19 protein-coding genes are annotated in these 21,348 nt (G+C 67.7%); 16 read left to right on the forward strand and 3 right to left on the reverse strand.

What is annotated here, in order from left to right; genetic code table 11:
* Positions 1-4: 4 nt before the first annotated feature.
* Together AUL30_RS06915 and AUL30_RS06920 are read right to left on the reverse strand one after the other, a co-directional pair.
* Positions 5-454: a hypothetical protein gene (locus tag AUL30_RS06915; RefSeq protein ID WP_062227140.1), complete on the reverse strand. Its 450-nt coding sequence runs from the start codon at positions 452-454 to the stop codon at positions 5-7.
* Positions 455-581: 127 nt separating this feature from the next.
* Positions 582-1,007: a hypothetical protein gene (locus AUL30_RS06920; RefSeq protein ID WP_062227141.1), complete on the reverse strand. Its 426-nt coding sequence runs from the start codon at positions 1,005-1,007 to the stop codon at positions 582-584.
* Positions 1,008-1,126: 119 nt separating this feature from the next.
* Between AUL30_RS06920 and ureC the strand changes: the two genes are divergently transcribed.
* The 5 genes from ureC to ureG are packed head-to-tail and all read left to right on the forward strand — an operon-like array spanning position 1,127 to position 4,999.
* Positions 1,127-2,839, forward strand: a complete 1,713-nt coding sequence (gene ureC / locus AUL30_RS06925) for an urease subunit alpha (protein ID WP_062227142.1) — start codon at positions 1,127-1,129, stop codon at positions 2,837-2,839.
* Between the two features lie 53 nt (positions 2,840-2,892).
* A complete protein-coding gene (locus AUL30_RS06930) occupies positions 2,893-3,243 on the forward strand; it encodes an MliC family protein (protein ID WP_062227143.1) in 351 nt (116 codons plus the stop codon).
* A 7-nt stretch (positions 3,244-3,250) separates the two neighbouring features.
* Positions 3,251-3,700, forward strand: a complete 450-nt coding sequence (locus AUL30_RS06935; RefSeq protein ID WP_062227144.1) for an urease accessory protein UreE — start codon at positions 3,251-3,253, stop codon at positions 3,698-3,700.
* Entirely contained in the window at positions 3,693-4,349 is a 657-nt protein-coding gene (locus AUL30_RS06940; RefSeq protein WP_062227145.1) for an urease accessory protein UreF, read from the forward strand. Before AUL30_RS06935 ends, AUL30_RS06940 begins: the two co-directional genes overlap by 8 nt.
* 32 nt (positions 4,350-4,381) lie before the next feature.
* Positions 4,382-4,999 (forward strand): urease accessory protein UreG, encoded by a 618-nt coding sequence (gene ureG / locus AUL30_RS06945; protein ID WP_192843030.1) that lies wholly within the window; start codon positions 4,382-4,384, stop codon positions 4,997-4,999.
* A gap of 4 nt (positions 5,000-5,003) precedes the next feature.
* On the opposite strand, the gene puuE is transcribed toward ureG, so the two are convergent.
* Positions 5,004-6,431 (reverse strand): allantoinase PuuE, encoded by a 1,428-nt coding sequence (puuE, locus tag AUL30_RS06950; RefSeq protein WP_062227147.1) that lies wholly within the window; start codon positions 6,429-6,431, stop codon positions 5,004-5,006.
* Positions 6,432-6,548: 117 nt separating this feature from the next.
* Between puuE and uraH the strand changes: the two genes are divergently transcribed.
* The 11 genes from uraH (at position 6,549) to AUL30_RS07005 (ending at position 21,290) form a co-directional block, all read left to right on the forward strand.
* Complete coding sequence (uraH, locus tag AUL30_RS06955) at positions 6,549-6,920, forward strand: hydroxyisourate hydrolase (protein WP_062227148.1); 372 nt, start codon at positions 6,549-6,551, stop codon at positions 6,918-6,920.
* 3 nt (positions 6,921-6,923) lie between these two features.
* Positions 6,924-8,363, forward strand: coding sequence for a xanthine dehydrogenase small subunit (gene xdhA, locus AUL30_RS06960; protein WP_062227149.1), 1,440 nt, complete (start codon positions 6,924-6,926; stop codon positions 8,361-8,363).
* Positions 8,363-10,759 carry a xanthine dehydrogenase molybdopterin binding subunit gene (xdhB, locus tag AUL30_RS06965; protein WP_157069967.1) on the forward strand — a complete coding sequence of 799 codons (2,397 nt, stop codon included), beginning with the start codon at positions 8,363-8,365 and terminating at the stop codon, positions 10,757-10,759. The genes xdhA and xdhB overlap by 1 nt, the downstream gene beginning before the upstream one ends.
* Complete coding sequence (gene xdhC, locus AUL30_RS06970) at positions 10,756-11,607, forward strand: xanthine dehydrogenase accessory protein XdhC (RefSeq protein ID WP_306302731.1); 852 nt, start codon at positions 10,756-10,758, stop codon at positions 11,605-11,607. Before xdhB ends, xdhC begins: the two co-directional genes overlap by 4 nt.
* 49 nt (positions 11,608-11,656) lie before the next feature.
* The gene (locus AUL30_RS06975) at positions 11,657-13,207 is read left to right on the forward strand and encodes an ABC transporter ATP-binding protein (protein WP_062227151.1); all 1,551 of its coding nucleotides are present in this window, start codon (positions 11,657-11,659) and stop codon (positions 13,205-13,207) included.
* Positions 13,197-14,303, forward strand: a complete 1,107-nt coding sequence (locus tag AUL30_RS06980; protein ID WP_157069969.1) for an ABC transporter permease — start codon at positions 13,197-13,199, stop codon at positions 14,301-14,303. Before AUL30_RS06975 ends, AUL30_RS06980 begins: the two co-directional genes overlap by 11 nt.
* A complete protein-coding gene (locus AUL30_RS06985) occupies positions 14,300-15,226 on the forward strand; it encodes an ABC transporter permease (RefSeq protein WP_062227152.1) in 927 nt (308 codons plus the stop codon). Before AUL30_RS06980 ends, AUL30_RS06985 begins: the two co-directional genes overlap by 4 nt.
* Before the next feature lie 58 nt (positions 15,227-15,284).
* Complete coding sequence (locus AUL30_RS06990; RefSeq protein WP_062227211.1) at positions 15,285-16,337, forward strand: BMP family ABC transporter substrate-binding protein; 1,053 nt, start codon at positions 15,285-15,287, stop codon at positions 16,335-16,337.
* A gap of 179 nt (positions 16,338-16,516) precedes the next feature.
* A complete protein-coding gene (locus tag AUL30_RS06995) occupies positions 16,517-17,770 on the forward strand; it encodes a urate hydroxylase PuuD (protein ID WP_062227212.1) in 1,254 nt (417 codons plus the stop codon).
* On the forward strand, positions 17,767-19,143 hold the full coding sequence (gene guaD / locus AUL30_RS07000; RefSeq protein WP_062227153.1) for a guanine deaminase: 1,377 nt from the start codon (positions 17,767-17,769) through the stop codon (positions 19,141-19,143). Before AUL30_RS06995 ends, guaD begins: the two co-directional genes overlap by 4 nt.
* 113 nt (positions 19,144-19,256) lie before the next feature.
* Entirely contained in the window at positions 19,257-21,290 is a 2,034-nt protein-coding gene (locus tag AUL30_RS07005; RefSeq protein ID WP_083507728.1) for an alpha-1,4-glucan--maltose-1-phosphate maltosyltransferase, read from the forward strand.
* Positions 21,291-21,348: the final 58 nt, after the last annotated feature.

Consider the following 21,348-nt stretch of genomic DNA (forward strand, 5'->3'; position numbering starts at 1 on the left):
CCCGTCAGGAACCGTCGGGCTTGACGGTCGCGCTGGGCTGCGCCGACAGCGCGGAGCGGATCTGTTCGAGCTGGACGCCGACGCGCGGCCGCGGAATGTTGTAGAGCTCCGCCGGACCGGAGCCCGCCGCCGACTGGAAATCGTCCGAGCCGGTGCCCATCGATCCGCCGAGCGTCGTGGCCGCGCCGAAATCTCCGGTGCGGGCGGCATCGTCCACATTGATCGAATCGATGCTGGACGATCCCGCGCTCGCGGCGGGATCGGGCCCGGCGCCGACGCCGCCGGAGCTCGAATCGATCGATACGCCGGCGCCGCCGAGGCTGGGTCCGGAACCACCGGAACCGCCGCCGCCGATGCCGCCGCCGCCGCCCGAGCCGCCGCCAATGCCCTGCGCCGCAGCCGGCCCGGCCAGAAGGACGGCCAGGAGAAGGGGTGTCAGAATCTTGATCGTCACGTCGCACCTTTCGGGTTGCCGGCCGGCGGTGGATCGAGAGCGTCCGCACCGACAGAAGATATTCGCCCTATGATAGCGCGCACCGCAATCAAGGATAGCGGATTCTCGCCTCCTGGCCTCCAGACGATCAGTCGACGATCCGGGCGCGGCCGGGGATCTGCCGCGAGCGCAAATGTGGCCGGGTGACGCCGCTGCCGCTGAGCGTCCCGGGATCGGAGCGGGAAAAGGCCCCGGAGTTGATCGTGTTCAGGTCCGACCGGCCTTCCGTCGCCCGCAGTTCGATGGAGGGCGCCGCATGCGGCGCGACGATTTTCGGTCGCAGGTAGGAATCATCGTACTGCCGGCCATAGGCACGCTCTTCCACCGTATCGCCGTAGACGCGGGCCGCCGGTATATCCACGCGGCGCGGCACACGCGGCACGCCGCCAATGCGCGGATTGACGCCGGCCGAGGGCACGCCGCCGATCGGGCCGGGCTCGTAGGGCTGGGCGGCGGCGGGCAATGGTGCGGCAGCGGCGGCCGCCAGGACCGTCAGCATGGCCAGGAGGCGCATGGCCTTTCCTTTCCTTGAATTGCGCGGATTGCGTACACTTGCCGCTTCCGCTTAAAACTGAGGCACAACCGGGCGGTGGCTGGGATTCGCCGCCGTCCGCCGACCCTTTGGAGAGCGACATGCCCGCAACGATCGATCGGTCCACCTATGCGTCCATGTATGGCCCGACGGTCGGAGACAAAGTGCGGCTCGCCGATACCGAGCTCATCATCGAGGTGGAGGCCGACCATACCATCTATGGCGAGGAGGTGAAGTTCGGCGGCGGAAAAGTGATCCGCGACGGCATGGGTCAAAGCCAGGCCTCACGCGCAGAAGGCGCTGTCGATACGGTCATCACCAATGCGCTCGTGCTCGACCATACGGGCATCTACAAGGCCGATATCGGCCTTCTGGACGGGCGTATCGTCGGCATCGGCAAGGCGGGCAACCCCGATACGCAGGATGGGGTGACCATCATCGTCGGCCCCGGCACTGAGGCCATTGCCGGCGAAGGCCGCATCCTGACGGCGGGCGGGGTGGACAGCCACATCCATTTCATCGCCCCGCAGCAGATCGAGGAGGCGCTCTATTCGGGCGTGACCTGCATGATCGGCGGCGGCACCGGCCCCGCCCACGGCACGCTGGCCACCACCTGCACGCCGGGCCCCTGGCACATGGCCCGCATGCTGCAGGCGCTCGATGCCTTTCCGATGAACTTCGTCCTGGCCGGCAAGGGCAATGCCTCGCGCCCCGCCGCCCTGGAAGAGATGGTGCGCGGCGGCGCCGGCGCGCTGAAACTCCATGAGGACTGGGGCACGACCCCGGCCGCGATCGACTGCTGCCTCGGGGTTGCCGATGCCTTCGATGTCCAGGTGATGATCCACACCGACACGCTGAACGAAAGCGGCTTCGTGGAACAGACCGTCGGCGCCTTCAAGGGGCGGACCATCCACGCTTTCCATACGGAGGGTGCCGGTGGCGGCCATGCGCCCGACATCATCCGTGTCTGCGGCCTGCCCAACGTGCTGCCGGGTTCCACCAATCCGACGCGCCCCTATACGCGCAACACGCTGGAAGAGCACCTCGACATGCTGATGGTGTGCCACCACCTGGACCCATCCATCCCCGAGGACATCGCGTTCGCGGAAAGCCGCATCCGCAAGGAGACGATCGCCGCCGAGGATATCCTCCACGATCTGGGCGCCTTCTCCATCATCGCCTCCGACAGCCAGGCCATGGGCCGCGTGGGTGAGGTCGTCATCCGGACCTGGCAGACGGCCGACAAGATGAAGCGCCAGCGCGGCCGGTTGGCGGAAGAGGCAGGCGACAACGACAATTTCCGCGCCCGGCGCTATGTCGCCAAATATACGATCAACCCTGCCATCGCGCAGGGCCTCTCGCGGGAGATTGGATCTGTCGAGGTGGGCAAGCGCGCCGACCTCGTCCTGTGGAACCCGGCCTTCTTCGGCGTCAAGCCGGACATGGTGCTGCTCGGCGGCACCATCGTCGCCGCGCCGATGGGGGATCCGAACGCCTCCATCCCGACGCCGCAGCCGGTCCATTACCGCCCCATGTTCGGCGCCTTCGGCAAGGCGGTCGGCGCCAGCGCGGTGCATTTCGTATCGCAGGCGGCGCTGGACGACGGGCTGCGCGAGCGCCTGGGCTGTGAGCGCCTGTTCCTGCCGGTCCACAATACGCGCGGAGGCATCTCCAAGGCATCCATGAAACTCAACGATGCCTGCCCGCAGATCGAGGTCGACCCGGAAAGTTACGAGGTCCGGGCCGATGGCGAGCTCCTGACCTGCCCGCCGGCGGATGTGGTGCCCATGGCGCAGCGATACTTCCTCTATTGATGGTTTTGCGGTTTAACCTTGGGTTCCGAACCCTGCCATCGTGAGGCACAGCCATGCTGCGTATGATCGTCACCGCTTCCATCGTCGGTCTGGCCGGCGCTGCGCTGGCCGACACGCTGGAACTCGACCTTCCGGGAAGCGTGGAGCGGCAGAGCGTGACCTACAGTTGCAGCGATGGCGCGGAACGCACCGCCGAATACATCAACGTGGGGCAGTCCAACAGCCTGGCCCTGATCGAGATCGAGGGCGAGACGCTCGTCTTCGTCAATGTCCTGTCGGGATCCGGCGCCCGGTACGCGGCGCGCCAGTATATCTGGTGGGACGCGCAGAACGCGGTGACATTCACCGACGAGACGGCGGGGGAGGGTGCCAAACCCGTGACCTGCCAGGAAAAGAAGGCCTGATGCGCGCGTGATCGAAGCAGAATCCGTCATCCTGCGGGAGGCATCCCCGGGCCCGTTCGCCGATTGCATCACGCTCGACGAAAGCCAGCGCCACCGGCGCCGCATGGCGATGGTCAGCGATGGCGGGATCGCCTTCCTGCTCAACCTGTCGCAGGCCCGCCTCCTACGGGCGGGGGACGCCATCGTCCTGGCCGATGGCCGGTTGATCGAAGTTCGGGCCAAGCCGGAAGCGCTCTATGCCGTGCGCGGGCACGATGCGCGCCATCTCTTGACGCTGGCCTGGCATCTGGGCAACCGGCACCTGCCCGCCGCCATCGAGGCGGACCGGATCCTGATCCGGCGCGATCATGTGATCGCCGATATGGTCAAGGGCTTGGGCGGCAGCGTGGAGGAGATCGAGGACGCCTTCGATCCGGCGGCCGGCGCCTACGCGCAGCACGGCCACAGCCATGACTGACACGGTCGGCGGCGCGTCGCTGCTGCGCCTCCTGACATGGCTTTCCCCCGCCTTTCCCGTCGGCGCCTTCGCCTGGTCGCATGGGGTGGAATCGGCCATCGCCGACGGCCGCATCCGGGATGCCGAAACCATGCGCGACTGGGCCGGCTTCCTGCTGGCGCATGGCAGCGGCTGGAACGATCTCCTCCTCTTTGCGCAAGGGTGGCGCTGCGACGGCGCCGTCGCGGTGGAGGATCTGTCGGATCTCGCGCTGGCGCTCGGCGCCGCTTCGGAGCGGCGGCAGGAGAGCCTCGCCCTCGGCACGGCCTTTCTGGAAGCCGTGCGCCCATGGGCGGATACGGGCCATGCGCAGCTGGCCTATCCGGTGGCGGTGGGCCATGTGGCGGCGCGTTGCGGCGTGGCGCTGGAGCCGGCCCTTGTCGCCTATGCCCATGCCTTCGCGTCGAGCCTGATGAGCGCCGCCGTCCGCCTGGTGCCGCTGGGGCAGGGCGATATGGTGCGCATCCTGGCCGCGCTCGAGCCGGAGATCGACGACACCGCCCAACGGGCAAGTCTTGCGACGCTTGCCGATCTGGGATCGGCGGCGATCCTGTCCGATATCTGCGCCATGCGTCACGAAACCCTCTCGCCACGGCTGTTCCGCTCATGACCCTTGCCCAAACCATCAGTTCATCCCGTCCCGTGCCGACCAATGGCCCCTTGCGTATCGGCATTGGCGGGCCGGTCGGCTCGGGCAAGACGACGCTGTGCGAGCGCCTGTGCCAGGCGCTGCGCCAGACGCATTCCATCGCCGTGGTGACCAACGATATTTACACGGTGGAGGATGCCGAGGCCCTGGTGCGGCGCCAGGCGCTGTCGGCGGACCGCATCGTTGGGGTGGAAACGGGCGGCTGCCCCCATACGGCCATCCGCGAGGATGCGTCCATCAACCTGGCCGCCATCCGCACGCTGACCGAACGCCACCCGGACCTGGAACTGGTGCTGGTGGAATCGGGCGGCGACAATCTGGCCGCCACCTTCTCGCCCGACCTCGTCGACTTGTCGATCTATGTCATCTCGGTCTGCCAGGGCGACGATATTCCCAGGAAAGGCGGCCCGGCCATCACCCGCTCCGACCTTCTGGTGATCAACAAGACGGACCTGGCGCCCCATGTCGGCGCCGATCTGGCGCGCATGGAACGCGACGCGGCCGCCGGCCGGGCCGGCCGCCCGACCGTCTTTGCCGATCTGTCGCGCGGGACCGGCGTCCGGGATATTCTCGACTTCCTGGTCGAATCCGGCGGATTGCGCGCCGCCTGACGCTCTATTGGCCCGCCGACATCAGGGCCTCGATGCGCAGCCGGGCGATCTTCTCCACCTCTGCGCAGGCGGTGGCGATCTCCGTCTCCCGGTCATGGCCGAGCCGCTTTTCGAACGCCGCCAGGATGGCGTGGCGGTCCTTGCCGCGCACCGCGATGATGAAGGGAATGCCGAAGCGTGCACGGTAGCGCTCGTTGAGCTCCGTAAATCGGGCGAGCTCGTCCGGGCTCAAGCGATCGAGCCCGGCCGAGGCCTGTTCGCTCGCCGAATCGGCGGTCAGGTCCCCGGCCAGCGCCAGGCGGCCGGCAAGGTCGGGATGCGCCATCAGGACGGACAGGCGCTCATCGTCGCTCGCCCGGCGAAAGGCGGTGTTCATGGCGGCGGACAGGCCTGCGGCCGTATCGTGGACATCGTGCAGCCCGCGGTCATAGGCCCGCTCGGCCACGAAGGGCGAATGCTCGAAGACCCCGCCGAAGATCGACAGGAAGACGGGGCGCTCGAGCCGGCTCGGCCGCAGGCCGGGGCGGTAGGGGAAGTTGCGCCGCCAGTGATCGGCAATGTCGATGCGCCGCGCCACCCAGACATCGTCGTGCTGGCGCACATAATCCAGGAAGCGGGCCAGCGCCGCGGCACGGCCCGGCCGGCCGATCAGCCGGCAATGCAGGCCGATGCTCAGCATCTTCGGCGCGCCGGCAAGGCCCTCGGCGCGCAGCGTGTCGAAGGAGTCCTTCAGGTAGGAAAAGAACTGGTCACCAGCATTGAAGCCCTGCGGCGTCGCAAAGCGCATATCGTTCGAATCGAGCGTATAGGGGATCATCAGGAGCGGGCCCGAGCGCGTGTCCTGCCAGTAGGGCAGATCGTCGGCATAGACGTCGGAGGAATAGTCGAGCCCCTGTTCGGCCGTCAGTTCGATCGTGTGGACGGAGGACCGGCCCGTATACCAGCCGCGCGGCCGCGCACCGGTGACGGCGGTGTGCAGCGCGATGGCTTCCTCCATGTCTTCGCGCTCGTCCTCCAGCGCATGGTCGCGGTAGTCGATCCACTTCAGCCCGTGCGATGCGATCTCCCAGCCTGCCTCCTGCATGGCGGCGACCTGTTCGGGCGCGCGTTCGAGCGCCGTGGCGACCCCGTAGACGGTGGCGGTCATTTCGCGTTCGGTGAACATGCGCCAGAGCCGCCAGAAGCCGGCCCGCGCGCCATATTCATAGATGGATTCCATGTTCATGTGCCGCTGGCCGGGCCAGGGCTGGGCGCCGACGATTTCCGACAGGAAGGCCTCGGACGCCTTATCGCCATGCAGGATGGCGTTCTCTCCGCCCTCTTCGTAATTGATGACGAACTGCACGCAGAGGCTGGCCCCGCCGGGCCAGCGTGGGTCGGGCGTCGTGCGGCCATAGCCGCGCATGTCGCGGGGGTATCGTGCGTTTGTCATGCTGGAAGCCTTCGTGCTGCGGACAATCTGGAGCGGTTGTAATCTTCTCTGGACGAGTGGCTGTGGCAGGGTGCAGAGTGATTGACCGAATGGTCAAGAACAATCGGATAGGCATTCATGGCTGACGCAGGCGCCGGCTCCGGCCGGCTGACGACGCACGTGCTCGATACGGCGCGTGGCATTCCCGCAGCGGGGCTGACCATCACCCTGTATCGCCTGACCGATGGCGGGCGGGAGCTTCTCGCCAGTGTCGTCACCAATGCGGATGGCCGTGTGGATGGCGCGCTCCTGGACGGCGACGCTTTCGCGCCGGGCTCTTACGAACTCGTCTTTCAGGCCGGCGATTATTTCGACGCTCTCGGCCTGCCGGGCGGGCAACCCCGCTTCCTGGACGCGGTGCCGGTGCGCTTCGGCATGGCGGAGGCGCGCCACTACCATGTGCCGCTGCTCCTGTCGCCCTATGGCTACTCGACCTATCGGGGGAGCTGAGCCATGGCGCCGGTTCGCTTTCTCCTGAACGGCGTGGAAACATCGGCGGAGGGAATTGCCCCCACCACGACGGCCCTGTCCTTCCTGCGCTATGGTGCGCGCCTGACCGGCACCAAGGAGGGCTGCGCCGAAGGCGATTGCGGTGCCTGCACCGTCCTGGTGAGCGAGCCCGACGGGCAGGGCGGCCTGACGCGGCGCGCCATGAATGCGTGCATCCTTTTCGTGCCGGCGCTGCATGGCCGCGCGGTCGAGACGGTGGAGCATCTGGGGCGGGACGGGCTGCATCCGCTCCAGGCCGCCATGGTGGAGCGCCATGCCAGCCAATGCGGCTTCTGTACGCCCGGCTTCGTCATGCAGCTCTATTCCGGCTGGCTGAACGGGGCGCTTACCGACCGCCAGTCCGTCAAGGATACGATCTCCGGCAATCTCTGCCGCTGCACCGGCTACGGCCCCATCGTCGATGCCGGCGTGGCGCTCGGCGCCCTGCCGCTCCCCGATACGGCGGAGGCCGACAGGGCGCAGGCCGCGCAACTGTCCGCGCTGCGGGGGGGCGGCACCTTCGAGTACCGGCACGGCGATGCCGTCTGGTTTTCGCCGGACAATGTGGACGACCTCGCCGATCTCTATGCCAGCCATCCCGACGCGGTGCTGGTGGCCGGGGCCACGGATGTCGGCCTGTGGGTGACCAAGCAGCATCGCGATCTGCCCGTCCTCATCGACGTGTCACGCGTGGCCGACCTATCGATGGTCGAGGAAGCGGGCGGCCGGTTCTATTTCGGGGCGGCGGTGACGCACCGGGCGGCGCTGGAGGCCCTGGCGCGGATTCATCCTTCGCTCGGCGCCATGATGCGCCGTTTTGCCGGGGCACAGGTGCGCAATGCCGGAACGGTCGGCGGCAACATCGCCAACGGCTCGCCCATCGGCGACCTGCCGCCAGCCCTGATCGCGCTCGACGCGCGGTTGCATCTGCGGCGCGGCGACGATGCCCGCAGCCTTCCCCTGGAGGATTTCTTCCTGGCCTATGGGCGGCAGGACCGCGCGGCGGGTGAGTTCGTGGCCGCCGTCGAGGTGCCGGAACTCTCCTCCGACGAGCGCTTCGGCTGCTACAAGGTCTCCAAGCGCAGCGATTCCGACATATCGGCCGTGCTTGCGGCCTTCCGCCTGCGGCTGGCCGGCGATGGAACGGTGACGGAGGCGCGGCTCGCCTATGGCGGCATGGCCGGCACCCCGGCGCGCGCCCGCGCCGCCGAGGCCGCGCTGATCGGCCGCCCCTTCGACGCGACGACTGTCGCCGCCGCTCAGGCCGCGCTGTCGCAGGATTTCACGCCGCTGACCGACATGCGGGCCAGCGCACAGTACCGCCTGACCGTCGCCGGCAACCTGATCGAACGCTTCCGCCTGGAGCTTTCCGGCATGCCGGCCACCATCGGGGAGGTCGCCTGATGGACGAAACGCGCATCCAGGACCGGGGCGAAGCCGGCACGGTCCCACTGGCCGATCTGAACGAACTGCCGGCCGGTGCCCCGCACCGGCTGCGCGGCGGGGTCGGGGCTGCCGTTCCGCACGACAGCGGTGTTCTGCATGTCAGCGGCCGTGCGGCCTATATCGACGACCTGCCGGAACTGCCGGGAACGCTGCACCTCTATATCGCCATGTCGAGCCGCGCCCATGCGCGCATCACCGCGATGGACCTGACGCGCGTCCGCGCGCATGCGGGCGTGGCGCTGGTGCTGACGGCAGCCGATATCCCCGGCAAGAACGATTATTCGCCGGTCTTCGGCGACGACCCCATCCTGTCCGAGGACATCGTATCCTTCGTCGGCCAGCCGGTCTTTGCCGTGGTGGCTGAGACGCCCGGCGCGGCGCGTGCGGCCGCCATGCTGGCCGACATCACCTATGAGGACCTGCCCGCCGCCAACACGATCGATGAGGCGCTGGCGCTGGCGCAGACGGTGGGCGAGGATCTGCTTCCCTTCCACGAAATGCGCCTGGGCAATGCCGACGCCGCCCTGGCGGCGGCCCCCATGCGCGTGTCCGGACGTGTCGAGACGGGCGGCCAGGACCATTTCTACCTCGAAGGGCAGATCGCCTATGCGATCCCGGCCGACAATGGCGACGTGCTCGTCCATTCGTCCACGCAGCACCCGAGTGAGGTCCAGCACAATGTGGCCAAGGCCCTGGGCGTCGCCGACCATGCGGTGACGGTGGAGGTCCGGCGCATGGGCGGCGGTTTCGGCGGCAAGGAAAGCCAGCCGGCCCTCTTCGCCAGCCTGGCGGCCCTGGCCGCCGTGGCGACGCGGCGGCCGGTCAAGTGCCGGGCCGACCGCGACGACGACATGGAGATGACCGGCAAGCGCCACGAGATGCGCAGCTTCTACGATATCGGCCATGACGGCGATGGCCGGCTCCTGGCCGCGCGCTTCGAGCATTTCGTACGCTGCGGCTACAGCCGCGATCTGTCCGGCGCCATTGCCGACCGGGCCATGTTCCACGCCGACAACGCCTACCACCTGCCGGCAGCGCACATTCATTCGCGCCGGCTGAAGACACACACCGCCTCCAACACCGCCTTCCGGGGTTTCGGCGGCCCGCAGGGCATGATCGCCATCGAGCGCGCCCTGGACCGGATCGCCCACCGCCTCGGCATCGACCCGCTCGATGTGCGCAAGGCCAATTTCTATCCGGCCGATGCCGCCCTGCCGACGCCCTACCACATGCCGGTGACCGACAGCGTCATCGGCGAAATTGTCGAGGAACTGGAGGCGACGTCCGGCTATCGCGCGCGGCGGGAGGCCGTCCGCGCCTTCAACCGTTCGAACACCGTCCTGAAGAAGGGACTGGCGCTGACGCCGGTCAAGTTCGGCATCTCCTTCACCACCACGCACTTGAACCAGGCCGGCGCGCTGGTGCACCTGTACAAGGACGGCTCCATCCAGCTCAATCACGGCGGGACGGAGATGGGCCAAGGCCTGCACACCAAGGTGGCGCAGATCGTCGCCGAGACCTTCCAGATCGATCTGGAGCGGGTGCGCATCACCGCCACGACGACGGGCAAGGTGCCCAACACATCCGCCACGGCGGCCTCGTCGGGCTCGGACCTCAACGGCATGGCCGCGCAGGCGGCGGCGCGCACGATCCGCGACCGCCTGACCGGGTTCGCCGCATCACGCTATGCCGTGGCCCCGGAGGCCGTGGTCTTTGCCGGCGGCCAGGTGCGGATCGGCACGCAGAGCGTCAGCTTCGAGGATCTGGTGGGAGAGGCGTATCTGGCGCGCATCCCCCTGTCCGCCACGGGCTTCTACGCCACGCCCGATATTCATTACGACCGTGAAACCGCCAGCGGCCGGCCCTTCTATTATTTCGCCTACGGCGCGGCGGTGTCGGAGGTGGTGATCGATACGCTGACGGGGGAGAACCGCGTCCTGGCGGTGGATATCCTGCACGATGTCGGCCGCTCGCTGAACCCGGCCCTCGACCTCGGGCAGATCGAGGGCGGCTTCATCCAGGGCATGGGCTGGCTGACGACGGAAGAGCTGTGGTGGGATGCCAAGGGGCGGCTGCGCACCCATGCGCCATCCACCTACAAGATCCCCACCGCCAACGACCGGCCGGACCGCATGACGGTGAACCTCTGGTCCAAGGGTGAAAACCGCGAGAACACGATCCACCGGTCCAAGGCCGTCGGCGAGCCGCCCTTCATGCTGGCGCTGTCGGTCCTGTCCGCGCTGGCCGATGCGGTCCTGGCCGCCGGCGATGGCCGCGTCTTCCCCGATCTCGACGCGCCGGCAACACCCGAGCGCATCCTGCGGGCGGTCGACGCCGTCCGGAGCCGCGCATGAGGATGTCACAGGTCCTGACGGCCTGCCTGAACGCCGGGACGCAGGCGATCCTCGTCCGGGTTGCCGCGGTGCACGGCTCCACCCCGCGCGAGGTGGGCGCCATGATGCTCGTGTCGGCCGATGGCGCGGAGGGGACGATCGGCGGCGGCGCGCTGGAGATGGAAGCCATCCTGGAGGCGCGGCGCATGCTGCACGATGGCGCTTCCTCCGGACGGCTCGATATTCCGCTCGGACCCTCGATCGGCCAATGCTGCGGCGGACGGGTGGAACTCTCCCTGGAGCGCGCGCACGCGGCACTGGCCGAAACCGTTGCGGCGTCCGAGGTGGAGGCCGCGGCCGCCGCACCCTGTGTCCTCGTCTTCGGTGCGGGCCATACGGGGCAGGCGCTCGCTGCGGCGCTCGCGCCCCTGCCGTTCCGCGTGCGGGTCGTCGACACGCGGCCGCATCTGGTGGCGGCCCTGCCGGCCGGCGTCGAGCGCGTGGTGGCTGCGCTGCCGGAGGCCGAGGTCACTGCTGCGCAGCGCGGCACGGCCTTCGTCATCGTCACGCATGACCATGCCCTGGATTTTTTGATCGGCGCGGCGGCGCTGCGGCGAACGGACAGCCCTTATGTGGGCATGATCGGCTCGGCGACGAAGCGGGAGCGCTTCCACCGGCACCTTGCCGACGAGGGTCTCGCCGGGGCTGCAAGCCGTTTGCATATGCCGATCGGTGGCACTGCGGTGCACGACAAGCGACCGGCGGTTATCGCCGCCATGGTGGCGGCCGAACTCTGCATTCACATCCTCGGGTCCGGGGGTGGAAAAACCGATGCACAGGCTTTGCACATGCCCATGGCAGGTGCATAACTTCCCGGACGGCCACCGGCCGTACCGCAGAATCGTTGACGGGAGTCCCATGCCGCCAAGGCTCGAACTCAAGCATGTGACGAAACGCTACCCCGGCGTCATCGCCAATGCCGATGTGTCATTTGCGGTGGAGCCAGGCCGCATCCACGCTCTTCTGGGAGAGAACGGGGCCGGCAAGTCGACCCTGGTCAAGATCATCTACGGCGTCCAGAAGGCCGACGAAGGCACCATCGAGATCGACGGGAACGCCGTCACGATCGGCTCCCCTCGGGAGGCGCGGGCGCTCGGCATCGGCATGGTGTTCCAGCATTTCTGCCTGTTCGAGGCCATGACCGTGCTGGAAAACATCGCGCTCGGCATGGACGAGCCACCACCGCGCCGCGAGCTGGAAAGCCGGATCGAAGCGGTGATGGACAGCTACGGCCTGACGCTCGATCCGCACCGCCACGTCCACACCCTGTCGGTGGGCGAGCGGCAAAGGATCGAGATCGTGCGTGCCCTTCTCGGCAATCCGCGCATCCTGATCATGGACGAGCCGACATCGGTCCTGACCCCGCAGGAAATCGAGGTTCTCTTCGCCACCTTGCGCAAGCTGCGCGCCGAGGGCTGCTCGATCCTCTATATTTCGCACAAGCTGGACGAGATCCGAACCCTCTGCGACAGCGCGACCGTGCTGCGCGGCGGGGCCGTCGTGGCGACGACCGATCCCCGCCGGGAAACGGCCCGCAGCATGGCCGAGATGATGATCGGCGCCAGCCTGCGCGATGTGGAGACCCGCCCGTTCGACGGCCAGGGCGCGGTGCGCCTGCATGTCGACGGCCTGTCCCTGCCGGGCGATCCGCCCTTCGGCACGACGCTGAAGTCCATCGGCTTCTCCGTCCGCTCGGGCGAGATCCTCGGCATTGCCGGCGTGGCCGGCAACGGGCAGAACGAACTCGTCTCCGCCTTGTCCGGCGAGCGGCGGGACGGCCTGTCCGGCCGCATCGCGCTCGATGGCGCGGATCTTGCGCCGCTCGGCGTGTCGGCGCGCCGCTCGGTCGGCCTTGTGAGCGTGCCGGAAGAGCGCAACGGCCATGCCGCCGTGCCGGCCATGAGCCTTGCCGAAAACGCCATTCTGTCGGCGCGTCGGCGGCGCGGCCTGACCGCGCGCGGCATTCTGCGCACCGGGGCGGCGGCCGCCTATGCCGCAGAGGTGATCCGGGCCTTTTCGGTCCGGGCGACGGGGCCGGCGGCGGCCGCCGGCAGCCTGTCGGGCGGCAATCTGCAGAAGTTCATCATGGGCCGCGAAATCATGCAGGAGCCGGCCGTGCTCGTCGTGTCGCAGCCGACCTGGGGGGTGGATGCCGGGGCGGCCTCCTTCATCCGCCAGGCCATGGTCGATCTTGCGGCGCGGGGCGCCTCGGTCATCGTCATCAGCCAGGATCTGGACGAGCTCCTGGAGATTTCCGACCGCATCGCCGTGATCAATCTCGGCCGCCTGTCGGAACCGCGTCCCGTCGGGGATATCACCGTGGAGGAAATCGGCATGCTGATGGGCGGGGTCCATGGCGATGGCGCGGGTGAAGCCCATGGGACGGAGGCCGCTGTCCATGGCGCTTGAGTTCAAGCCGCGCCTGCAGCCGTCCCGGCCGCTTCTCTTTCTGTCCCCCGTCATCGCCGTCGCCGCCACGCTGGCGGCGGGAGCGTTCCTGTTCACGCTGCTCGGCTATGACGGGATCGGCGCCGTGCGCGAAATCTTCGTCACGCCGCTCTTCAACCCCTATCGCTGGCAGGACATACTGGTAAAGGCGGCGCCCCTGGCGCTGATTGCCGTGGGCCTGTCCATCGGCTTTCGCGCCAATGTCTGGAACATCGGGGCGGAAGGTCAGTACGTGCTCGGCGGCCTTGCCGGAACCGGCGTCGCCCTGGCGACGATGGACATGCAGGGCGCCTGGATCCTTCCTGCGATGATCCTGGCCGGCATTGCCGGCGGCGCGCTCTATGCCGCCATTCCCGCGCTTCTGAAGGTGCGGCTCGGGGTCAGCGAGATCCTGTCCAGCCTGATGCTGAACTACGCGGCGATCCAGCTCCTCTATTACTTGATGCGCGGTCCGTGGAAGGACCCGATGGGCTTCAACTTCCCGCAGACGGCCATGTTCACGTCGGACCAGACGCTGCCGACGGTCCTGTCGGGCACGCTGATCCATCTGGGCATTCCGCTGGCGCTGGCGGTCGCGCTGACGGTCTGGTTCGTGATGGCCCGGACCGTGGCGGGCTTCGAGGTCCGCGTGGCGGGCCTTGCCCCGGATGCGGCGCGCTATGGCGGCTTCAGCCAGGGGCGTATCGTCTGGATCGGCCTTCTGGCGGGCGGCGGGCTCGCGGGCCTTGCCGGCGTGCTGGAAGCCTCCGGCCCGTTCGGCCAGATGGTCCCGTCCTTTCCGACGGGCTACGGCTTCACGGCCATCATCGTGGCCTTTCTCGGCCGCCTTCACCCGCTCGGCATCGTCGCCGCGGCGCTCGTCCTGGCGCTGACCTATGTGGGCGGGGAAAGCGCGCAGACGGGGATCGGCCTTCCGGCGGCCGGCGTCGGCGTGTTCCAGGCCATGCTGCTCTTCTTCCTGCTGGCCTCCGATATCTTCATTCGCTACCGGCTGACCTTCGCCGCGCCCAAGGGCGCCGGCCGGGGCCGTAGGCTACGGCAGGGAGCGGACGGATGACGCCCGAATTCATCGTCGCCATCGTCGTGGCCGTGGTGGCCGCCGCAACGCCGATCCTCCTGGCCGCGCTGGGTGAACTGGTGGTGGAGAAGGCCGGCGTCCTCAATCTCGGCGTCGAAGGCATGATGCTCATCGGCGCCGTCACCGCCTTCATTGTCTCTGTCACGACGGGGGTGCCGGCGCTGGGCGCCATTGCGGCCATGGGTGCGGCGGCTGCGAGCGCGCTGATCTTCGGCTTCCTCACGCTGACGCTCGCCGCCAACCAGGTGGCGACAGGCCTGGCGCTGACCATCTTCGGCACGGGCGTCTCGGCCCTGGTCGGCGCCAACTATGTCGGCATGACCACGCCGACACTCGGCAGCATCTTTCCGGACGCCTTGTCCGCCGATCCGATCTGGCGCGTGCTGTTCGGCTATTCGCCACTCGTCTACGCCTCGCTCCTCATCACGCTGGGCGTCTGGTGGTTCCTGCGGCACTCGAGGGCAGGGCTCGTCCTGCGCGCGGTGGGTGAATCCGACAGTTCGGCCCATTCGATCGGCTATCCCGTCCTGAAGATCCGCTATCTCGCCGTCCTGTTTGGCGGCGCCATGGCCGGGCTCGGCGGATCCTATTTCTCGCTCGTCCTGACGCCCATGTGGGCGGAGCGGCTGACCTCCGGCCGGGGCTGGATCGCCATCGCGCTGGTCGTCTTCGCCTCATGGCGGCCCGGCCGGCTTCTGGTGGGCGCCTATCTGTTCGGCGCGGTCATCACTCTGGAGCTCCAGGCCAAGGCGGCCGGCTGGTCCGGCCTGGCGCCCGAATTCCTGACGAGCCTTCCCTATCTGGCGACCATCCTGGTCCTGGCCCTCATCTCGGCGCGCAAGGCGAGCGCCAAGAATGCCGCTCCGGCCTGCCTTGGCAAGCCGTTCCGTCCCACCGCCTGAACCATGCCCAATCGCTAAAGGAGCCCCGCCCATGTTCTCCACCACACGCCGTCGCCTGATGATCGGCGCCGCTGCCCTGATCTCGGTGGCGGCCGTCGGCCCCGCCGCCGCCCAGCACGATGGCCCGGTCAAGGCGGCCTTCGTTTATGTCGGCCCCGTCGGTGATTTCGGCTATTCCTTCGCCCACGACCAGGGCCGCAAGTATCTGGAGGAGAAGCTCGGCGACAAGGTCGAGACGACCTTCGTCGAGAATGTCGCCGAAGGGCCGGATGCCGAGCGCGTCCTGCGCCAGCTCGCGCAGGATGGCAACGACATCATCTTCGCCACATCCTTCGGCTTCATGAACCCGACGCTCAAAGTGGCCAAGCAGTTCCCGGACGTGAAGTTCGAACATGCGACCGGCTACCAGACCGCGCCGAACATGGCCGCCTATAATGCCAAGTTCTACGAAGGCCGCGCCGTGCTCGGCACCATTGCCGGCATGATGTCCAAGACGGGCAAGGCCGGCTACGTCGCCTCCTTCCCGATCCCGGAAGTGGTGATGGGCATCAACGCCTTCACCCAGGCGGCGCGCAAGGTGAACCCGAACTTCGAGACGCAGGTCGTCTGGGTCAATTCCTGGTACGATCCGGCCAAGGAAGCCCAGGCAGCCAGTGCGCTGCTCGACCAGGGCGCCGATGTCATCACGCAGCACACGGACTCGCCCGGGCCGCTGCAGGAAGCCGAGAAGCGCGGCGCCATCGCCTTCGGCCAGGCCTGGGACATGCAGAGCTTCGCGCCGAATGCCCACATGACCGCCATCGTCGACAATTGGGGCCCCTACTACGTGCAGCGGGTCGAGGCCGTCCTCAACGACACCTGGGAAACGCAGGACGTGTGGCTCGGCATGAAGGAGGGGGAGGTGACCATGTCGCCCTTCAACGACCGCATGCCCGCCGATGTGAAGGCCGCCGCGCAGAAGATCGTGGATGATACGGTGGCGGGGACCTACAACGTCTTCACCGGCCCGATCAAGGACCAGGCCGGCGCCGACAAGGTGGCCGCGGGCGAAGTCATCCCCGATGCCGACCTTCTCAAGATGGACTGGTACGTCGAGGGCGTGCGCAACTAACCGATCTACCCGTTCCGGCGCCGGGCGCGTGAGCGTCCGGCGCCGCTGCCGCCTGCCGCCCCCGCCGTCTCCTGAACGGCGGCCGGCATCGGGGGACCTCCGGGTCCCCGCGTAAAGGGCATGTCTGCAAGAACACCATGGCGCAGCGCGACAAGGGGGCGGTGCGCCGAGGCAACCTTATGTGGACCTATTTCGCCGAATGGCTCTCCTTCGGGGTGCGCTGGCTGCACGTCGTCACCGCCATCGCCTGGATCGGCTCATCCTTCTATTTCATCGCGCTGGACCTTGGCCTGCGCCAGCCGCACGGAGCGCCGCCCGCCGGCGTCGGCGGAGAGGCCTGGCAGGTGCATGGCGGCGGCTTCTACCATATCCAGAAATACATGGTCGCCCCCGCGCACATGCCGGACGACCTGACCTGGTTCAAATGGGAGAGCTACGCCACCTGGCTGTCCGGCTTCGCGCTCCTGTTCCTTGTCTATTATGTCGGGGCGGACCTCTATCTCATCGATGCGACGCGCGCCGACCTGCCCGTCTGGGGCGCCAGCCTCATCGGCATGGCGGGGCTGGCACTCGGCTGGCTCGTCTATGACGGCATCTGCAAGTCGCCCCTGCGCAAGAACGATACGGCGCTGCTCGCTGTGCTCTTCGTCTATGTGGTGGCGGCGAGCTTCGTCTTCTCCCAGCTCTTTTCCGGGCGTGGGGCGATGCTGCACACCGGCGCCTTGATCGCCACCATCATGACGGCCAATGTCTTCTTCCTGATCATTCCCAACCAGAAGATCGTCGTTGCCGACCTGAAGGCAGGGCGCACGCCGGATCCGGCGCTGGGCAAGGCGGCCAAGCAGCGGTCGCTCCACAACAACTACCTGACCCTGCCGGTCATCTTCCTGATGCTGTCCAACCATTATCCGCTCGCCTTCGCCACGCAGTACAACTGGGCGATCGCAGGGCTGGTGCTGCTGATGGGCGCGGTGATCCGGCACTTCTTCAACACGATGCACCGCACGCACCGCAAGCTCTGGTGGTGCTGGGGCCTGGCAGCGCTGATCTTCGCCATCATCATCACACTGTCGGGCGCGCCCGGCTGGCGCGCCGAGGCGCAGGCGGCAGAGGCGTCGCAGGATGCGCGCCTCCTGGGCGATCCCGCCCGGGCGCTCGGGACCTCCCGCTATTTCGAGAAAGCGGAAGCCATCATCCAGTCCCGCTGCTCCATGTGCCATGCGCGCGCGCCGCTCTGGCCGGGGCTGAACCATGCGCCCAAACTCGTCTATCTGGAAACGGCAGACGACATCATCGTCAATGCCCGGCTGATCGACCGGCAATCCGTGCGCAGCCACGCCATGCCGCCGGGCAACGTGACGGGGCTGGAGCCCGCCGAGCGCGTTGCGCTGGCCCGCTGGATCGAGTCCGGAAGCGGGAGCTACAAGCCATGACGATCAAGCTGCCCGACGGCGGGTCGGCGGCGCTGCGCGGCCGCATCGTCACCTTCGGCGCCGATGCCGGCGCCCTTCAGTATCACGAGGACGGTATCGTCGTGGTGCGCGACGGCCTGATCGATGCCGTCGGCGACGCGCAGGCGCTCATGGCCGGGCTCGATCCGCGAATCCCCCTGACGGACCACCGGCCGCATCTCATCATGGCGGGCTTCATCGACCCGCATCTCCACATGCCGCAGACCCAGGTGATCGGCTCCTACGGCACCGAACTCCTGGAATGGCTGACCCGCTACACCTTCCCGGAGGAAAGCCGCTACGCGGACCCTGCCGTCTGCGACGCGGCCTCGCATTTCCTTCTGGACACGCTCCTGGCCAACGGGACGACATGCGCGGCAGCCTATTGCACCTCCCATCCGCAATCGGCCGAAAGCCTGTTTTCGGAAGCGGCGCGGCGCGGCATGCGGCTGACGGCCGGCAAGGTCATGATGGATCGCAATGCGCCGGCATCGCTGACCGACACGCCCGAGCGCGCCTATGACGAAACGCTGGCGCTGATCCAGCGCTTCCATGGGCTCGGGCGGCTGTCCTGCGCCATCACCCCGCGTTTCGCGCCGACTTCCACGCCGCAGCAGCTCGAAGTTGCCGGCGCTTTGGCAAGCGCCTATCCCGACCTGCCCATCCAGACGCATCTGTCGGAGAACCTCGCGGAAATCGCTTTCGTGAAGGAGCTGTTCCCCTCGGCGCGGGACTATCTCGACGTCTACGAAACCTATGGCCTGGTCCGGCGCGGGGCGCTGTTCGGGCACTGCATCCATCTGGAGCCGCGGGAGCGGGACGCCTTGGCACAGCTTGGCGGAACTGCGGTCTTCTGCCCGACATCGAACCTGTTCCTGGGTTCCGGCCTGTTCGACCGGAGCGGGTTGCAGGCGGCCGGCATCCACACCGCCATCGCCACCGATATCGGCGGCGGCACATCCTATTCCATGCTGGTGACGGCGGCCGAAGGCTACAAGGTCCTGGCCCTGCGCGGCGAGCGCATGAATGCGGCCGAGGCCTTTTTCTGGATGACGGCCGGCAATGCGCAGGCCATGGCGCTGGACGACAGGATCGGCCGCATCGCCCCGGGGCTGGAGGCGGACCTCGTCGTTCTGGACAGCCGCGCCACGCCGGCCATGCGCCGGCGCATGGAGCGCGCGGACAGCCTTGCCGACGAGCTCTTCGCCCTGATGATGATGGGCGACGACCGCGCCGTCGTCTCCACCTATGTGGCGGGCCGGGCGCTCTACATGCGCGAGCGGGGCGCCCTGCCGCGCCGTCAGGACGGCGGTGTGCCGCCGCCGCCGCCGGGGCAGGATGCCGCACAGCAATAGGGGGCGGGCACGTTCTTTTTCGCAGCTGCGGAACTGGACTTCCGGAGGTCGATTCCTACTCATAATGCAGTCGCCCGTCGAAGGGCGGCGTCGTTGCGGAAGGAATCGAACGCATGGATGCCAAAGCGCCAGCCAAAAAGCCGCGCAGCCTGAAGCGGGAGGAAATGCCACCCGCGACCGATGGTCTGCGCAGCCTGGCACGCAACCGTGTTGCCATCGAGGATGTCACGCCGGCCGTCGATGCGGGCCGCTTCGCCCTCAAGCGGCTGGAGGGCGAGCCCATCCATGTGGAGGCGGACGTCTTCTGCGACGGGCATGAAACGATCGGCGCGGCGATCCTCTTTCGCCCGGCGGGAGAGGCCGAGTGGCGCGAAACGCCGCTGACCTTCGTGGAGAACGACCGTTGGGCGGCGACCATCGCCTTCGACCAACCCGGCCCGTGGCGCTACACCGTCATCGGCTGGCGCGACGCCTTCGGCACCTGGGCGCGCGACACGCGCAAGAAGCGCGATGCCGGGCAGGATATCACGCTGGAACTTCTGGAGGGTCGCGCGCTTCTGGACCGCGCGGTGGCCGGCCGGCGCGGCACCGCGCAGGATGCCGCGGCGCTGAAGGCCCTGATGGCGCGCTTCGACGCCCTGCCGTCCGCCGGGCTGGATGCGCGCTACGCGCTCCTGGAAGACGCAGAGGCGGTGAGCCTTCTGGAGCGGACCGGCCCGCGCGACGAACTGTCGACCTACGAGATCGAGATTCCCGTCTGGGTCGACCGCGAGCGCGCCGGATTTTCGGCCTGGTACGAGCTGATGCCGCGCTCGCAGAGCGGCGATTCCACGCGGCACGGCACCTTCGACGATGTCGTGGCGCGGCTGCCGGACATCCAGGAGATGGGGTTCGACGTCCTCTACTTCCCGCCCATTCACCCGATCGGGCTGACCAATCGCAAGGGCCGCAACAACGCGCTGACGGCGCAGCCCGGTGAGCCTGGATCGCCCTATGCGATCGGCTCGCCCGAGGGCGGACACCGTGCCATCCACCCGGAACTGGGAAGCTTCGACGATTTCGCGCGGCTGCTGGCAGCGGCCAGGGAGCACGGGCTGGAGATCGCCCTCGACTTCGCCATCCAGTGCTCGCCCGACCACCCCTGGATCCGCGAGCACCCCGACTGGTTCGACTGGCGGCCCGACGGTACGATCAAATATGCCGAGAACCCGCCCAAGAAGTACCAGGACATCGTCAATGTGGACTTCTACCGGGAAGGGGCCATACCGAGCCTTTGGTACGAGCTGCGCGATACGGTCCTGTTCTGGCTCGACAAGGGCGTGCGGATCTTCCGCGTCGACAATCCGCATACCAAGCCCTTCCCCTTCTGGGAATGGCTGATCGCCGAGACGCGCGCCGTCGATCCGGGGATCATCTTCCTGGCGGAAGCCTTTACGCGGCCCAAGCTGATGAAGCGCCTGGCCAAGGTCGGCTATAACCAATCCTATTCCTACTTCACCTGGCGCAACGAGAAGTGGGAACTCGAAACCTATCTGACCGAGCTGACGCAGGATGACTGCGCGCAGTACATGCGGCCGAATTTCTTCGTAAACACGCCCGATATCAATCCCGTCTACTTGCAGACGAGCGGGCGGCCCGGCTTCCGCATCCGGCTGGCGCTCGCGGCGGCCCTGGCCGGCAATTACGGCGTCTATTCGGGCTTCGAACTGTGCGAAGCCGAGCCGGTGCCGGGCAAGGAAGAATATCTGAACTCCGAAAAATACGAGATCCGCGCCTTCGACTGGAAGGCGCCCGGAAATATCCGCGAGGACATCGCCTTCTTCAACCGGATCCGCAACACGGAGCCGGCGATGCGGGATTTCCGCAACCTCGTCTTCTATAATTTCTGGAACGACAACGTCCTGTATTTCGGCAAGCGCAGCGCCGACCTGTCCTCCTTCCTCATCTTCATGGTGAGCCTGGACCCGGTCAATCCGCAGGGCGGCCATTTCGAAGTCCCGCTATGGGAGTTCGGCCTGCCGGACAACGGCTCGGTGAAGGTCGAGGACCTGTGGGACGGCCGCCAGTTCGTCTGGCAGGGGAAGGTCCAGCACTGGTGGATATCGCCCGCGGAGCGCCCCTATTACGCGCTGCGTATTTCCGTCTGATCGGAACTCGCCTGCCTGCCCAGTCCTTATCCGCCTACGTGAACACGCATCGGGGAAT

This window comes from Aureimonas frigidaquae (genome assembly GCF_001463905.1).
Taxonomy (GTDB): Bacteria; Pseudomonadota; Alphaproteobacteria; order Rhizobiales; family Rhizobiaceae; genus Aureimonas; species Aureimonas frigidaquae.